At 66.6% G+C, this 3,722-nt stretch carries 5 protein-coding genes and 2 pseudogenes; all 7 read left to right on the forward strand.

Translation table 11 applies throughout. The features are described from left to right. Positions 1–489 (forward strand): annotated as a pseudogene (locus tag AC1DXV_RS32500) (tetratricopeptide repeat protein); the annotation flags it as partial. A gap of 124 nt (positions 490–613) precedes the next feature. Next, complete coding sequence (locus AC1DXV_RS32505) at positions 614–1,243, forward strand: tetratricopeptide repeat protein (protein ID WP_477937608.1); 630 nt, start codon at positions 614–616, stop codon at positions 1,241–1,243. Then, the gene (locus tag AC1DXV_RS32510) at positions 1,240–1,572 is read left to right on the forward strand and encodes a hypothetical protein (protein WP_477937610.1); all 333 of its coding nucleotides are present in this window, start codon (positions 1,240–1,242) and stop codon (positions 1,570–1,572) included. Before AC1DXV_RS32505 ends, AC1DXV_RS32510 begins: the two co-directional genes overlap by 4 nt. A gap of 107 nt (positions 1,573–1,679) precedes the next feature. Continuing rightward, on the forward strand, positions 1,680–2,291 hold the full coding sequence (locus AC1DXV_RS32515; protein ID WP_465112520.1) for a MotA/TolQ/ExbB proton channel family protein: 612 nt from the start codon (positions 1,680–1,682) through the stop codon (positions 2,289–2,291). A 1-nt stretch (position 2,292) separates the two neighbouring features. Continuing rightward, positions 2,293–2,787, forward strand: coding sequence for an ExbD/TolR family protein (locus AC1DXV_RS32520; RefSeq protein ID WP_477873446.1), 495 nt, complete (start codon positions 2,293–2,295; stop codon positions 2,785–2,787). A gap of 11 nt (positions 2,788–2,798) precedes the next feature. Then, entirely contained in the window at positions 2,799–3,296 is a 498-nt protein-coding gene (locus tag AC1DXV_RS32525; protein WP_477937612.1) for an ExbD/TolR family protein, read from the forward strand. Beyond that, positions 3,293–3,722, forward strand: a pseudogene (locus AC1DXV_RS32530) (AgmX/PglI C-terminal domain-containing protein); the annotation flags it as partial. The gene AC1DXV_RS32525 and the pseudogene AC1DXV_RS32530, both read left to right, overlap by 4 nt.

Here is a 3,722-nt window from a genome sequence, read left to right on the forward strand (position 1 = left end):
CGCACGAACCGCACCCGTTACCTGGGCGCGACCGCGGCGCTCGCGATGGCGGCGCCGGTGGCCGACAGCTACCGCAAGGTGCAGCTGGTCGAGCCGCTGGCCGCGGCGCTGAAGAACAAGAAGGCGCGGCTGGAGGAATCGCTGAAGGCCTACACGGTGGCGGCCGACTACGGCGTGGCCGACGTGACGACCGCGGCGACCTACCAGATCGCGGCGCTCTACCAGGACTTCGGCAAGGCGCTCGTCAACTCGCAGCGCCCGAAGAAGCTGTCGAAGCTCGAACTGGAGCAGTACAACGTGATGCTGGAAGAGCAGGCCTACCCGTTCGAGGAGAAGGCCACCGAGCTGCATGAGCTGAATGCGCGGCGCACCACCAACGGCATCTACGACCAGTGGGTGAAGAGCAGCTTCAAGGCGCTGTCGGAGATCCGGCCCTTGCGGTATGGCAAGAGCGAGAGAAGCGAAGGGGTCGTCGATGCGATCCGTTGATTTCGTAGCCCGGATGCCAATCCGGGACACATTGATCAGGTGGTTGATTCCCGGATTGGCATCCGGGCTACTGGTCGGCTGCTCGACGATCTCGCAGCCGCTGCAAGCCTTACGCGATGCGGTGATGCCAGCCAAGGCCGCCTCGGCACCGGCCGCATCGGCCTCGGCCCCCGCCAAGGCCGCGTCTGCCGCCGCCCCGGCCATCGCCCGCCCCGACCCCGAAGCCCCGGTCGCCCCCGCGCTGCAACGCAGCTACGACGACGCCCGCCGTGCGCTGCGTGCCGGCCGGATGGAAGAAGCCGAGCGCGGCTTCAAGGCCATCGCGCAGGCCAACCCGGAGCTCGGCGGCCCGCATGCCAACCTCGGCGTGATCTACCGCCAGGCCAACAAGTTGCCCGAATCGGCCGGCGAGCTGGAGCAGGCGGTGCGCCTGAACCCGAAGCAGCCGCTGTACCTCAACCAGCTCGGCATCACCTACCGCCAGCAGGGCCAGTTCACGAAGGCCAAGGACGCCTACGAGCGCGCCATCGCGCTCGATGCCGGCTATGCGGCGCCGCTGCTGAACCTCGGCATCCTGTACGACCTGTATCTGTGGGATGTTGCACAGGCCGGCGACCTGTATGGCCGGTATCTTGCGTTGACTCCGGGTGGCGATGCCACGGTGACCAAATGGGTCGCAGATCTGAAGAATCGTAAGCAGCCTGCCGCGGCGCCCGCGCCGGCCGCGGCTGCGAACCGGAAGGAAAAACCATGAAGTCCCGAGACCCCTTGCGCATGCCACTGACGGTGGCTGCGGTGTTCGCGATGCTGATCGCCGCCGGCCTCGCGCCCGCGTGGGCGCAGGACCGCGCCGACATCAAGGGCTCGCAGATCATCGGCAACCGCGAGCTGCCGAAGGTGCTGTACATCGTGCCGTGGAAGAAGCCGCTGGCCGGCGACCAGAGCGGCCGCCCCGCCGTCAGCGTGCTCGACGAGGCGCTCGCGCCGGTCGACCGCGACGTGTTCCGCCGCCAGGTCCAGTACGACACGCTGACGCAGCCGGTGGCTGCCGCCACACCCACACCCACCGCAGCCGCCAAGTAGCGACACCCGCGCGCCTGCCGTTTTTTGTCGAATCACAGAGTAGTTTCCATCGGAGATCAGAGATGAATGCGTTCAACACAGCAGTGAAGTTTTTCCAGGATTGCGGCTTGTTCATCTATCCGAGCTTGTTGATCATGGCGATCGGCCTGGCGATCGGGATCGAGCGCTACATCGTGCTGAACAAGGCGCGCAGCGAGAACCGCAAGCTCTGGTCGCACGTGCTGCCGATGTTGCAGAACGGCCGCTTCAAGGAAGTGCAGAACGTCACCGCGAACTCCGATGCCGCGATCGGCAAGATCGTCAACTACGGCCTGACCCGCATGCAGAGCCCGGGCCGCCGTGAAGACTTCGACGCCGCGATGGAAGAGGGCATGATGGAAATCGTGCCGCGCCTGGAGAAGCGCACGCACTACATCGCGACCTTCGCGAACGTGATCACGCTGGTCGGCCTGCTGGGCACGATCATGGGCCTGATCAAGGGCTTCACCGCGGTGGCGCAGGTCAACCCGGCCGAGAAGGCCGAGATGCTGTCGGCCTCGATCTCGATCGCGATGAACAACACCGCGTTCGCGCTGATGGTCGCGATCCCGTTCCTGCTGCTGCACTCGTTCCTGCAGGCCAAGACGGCCGAAATCGTCGACGGCCTCGAGGCCGCCAAGATCAGCTTCCTGAACCTGGTGCAGCGCCTGAAGGCCGAGCAGAGCACCGGAGCGCGCTGAGATGGCTGCTCGTCGTCGCCTGCGAAAGGAAACGGCGCACCTGGAGATCACCGCGTTCATCAACCTGATCGTGGTGCTGGTGCCGTTCCTGCTGTCGACCGCCGTGTTCACGAGGCTGTCGGTGATCGACCTGTCGTTGCCGGCGAAGAACTCCGGCGTGGAGCAACTGAAGGTGGACAACCTTCAGCTGGAGGTGGTGCTGCGCCCGGATTCGCTGGAAGTCGGCGACCGCCTGGGCGGGCTGATCCAGCGCATCCCGAACAACGCGAAGGGGTATGACACCGCGGCCTTGTCGACGCTGATCCAGCAGATCAAGGTCAAGTTTCCGGACAAGGTGGATGCCAGCGTGCTGGCCGAGCCGAACACCTCGTACGACGCGCTCGTGCAGGTGATGGATGCGGTGCGCGTCGTCGCCACGCCCAAGGGGCCGGCGGTGGTGCACACCGAAATGTTCCCCAACATCTCGATCGGCGATGCGCCGGTCGTCAAGCGATAGGGACGGGGGCCATGGCACTGATGACACCGCTGCAGAAGCGGGCCGAGCGCCGCGCGCGCAACCAGACGGGGCTCGACATGAACCTCGTCTCGCTGATCGACGTGTTCACGATCCTGATCTTCTTCCTGCTCTCGAACGCGACCGGCGTCGAGCTGCTGCCGAGCCCGAAGGCGGTGCAGCTGCCGGAGTCGACGGCCGAGAAGGAGCCGAAGCAGAACGTGGTGCTGGTGGTGAGCGGCACCGAGATCCTCGTCGAGGGCCGCAAGGTCGCCAACGTGGCCGACGTGATGGGGCTGAAGGGTGACCTGATCGCGCCGCTGAAGGACGAGCTCGACATCCAGGCCGGCCGCGAGATGATCCGCGAGGCCAACAAGGACAAGGGCAAGGCGCTCACGATCATGGGCGACAAGGACATCCCGTACCAGCTGCTGCGCAAGATCATGTACACCGCGGCACGCGCGAGCTTCACCGACATGTCGTTCGCCGTGCGGCAGAAGGCGGGCGCATGAGTGCGGCCACCGTTTCGTTCAATCCCAGGGTGATGCCCTGGGCCGGCGTGCCCGAGGATGACGCGCGTTTTCGCCGCATCATCCAGCGCACCGTCGGCGTGTGCCTGCTGATCTTCCTGATCGTGCCGTGGCTGCCGGTGCGGCAACCCGACCGCAGCGCGCCGGCCGAGCTGCCGCCGCGGCTGGCCAAGCTGGTGCTGGAGACGCCTCCGCCGCCACCGCCGCCGCCCAAGGTGCAGGAGAAGCCGAAGGATGCGGCCGAGGCCGCGGTGCCGCAGGCCAAGCCCGACCAGGCGAAGCCGATCCCGGCCAAGCCCGATCCGGTGAAGATGAAGGAGCCGATCCCCGAGGCGCGCGTGCCGCAGGCCAACAAGCCGCCGGGCGAGATCGAAGGCGCGCGCCGCAAGGCAGCGGGCGTCGGCCTGC

Source organism: Rhizobacter sp. P3_C12, from assembly GCF_056402735.1.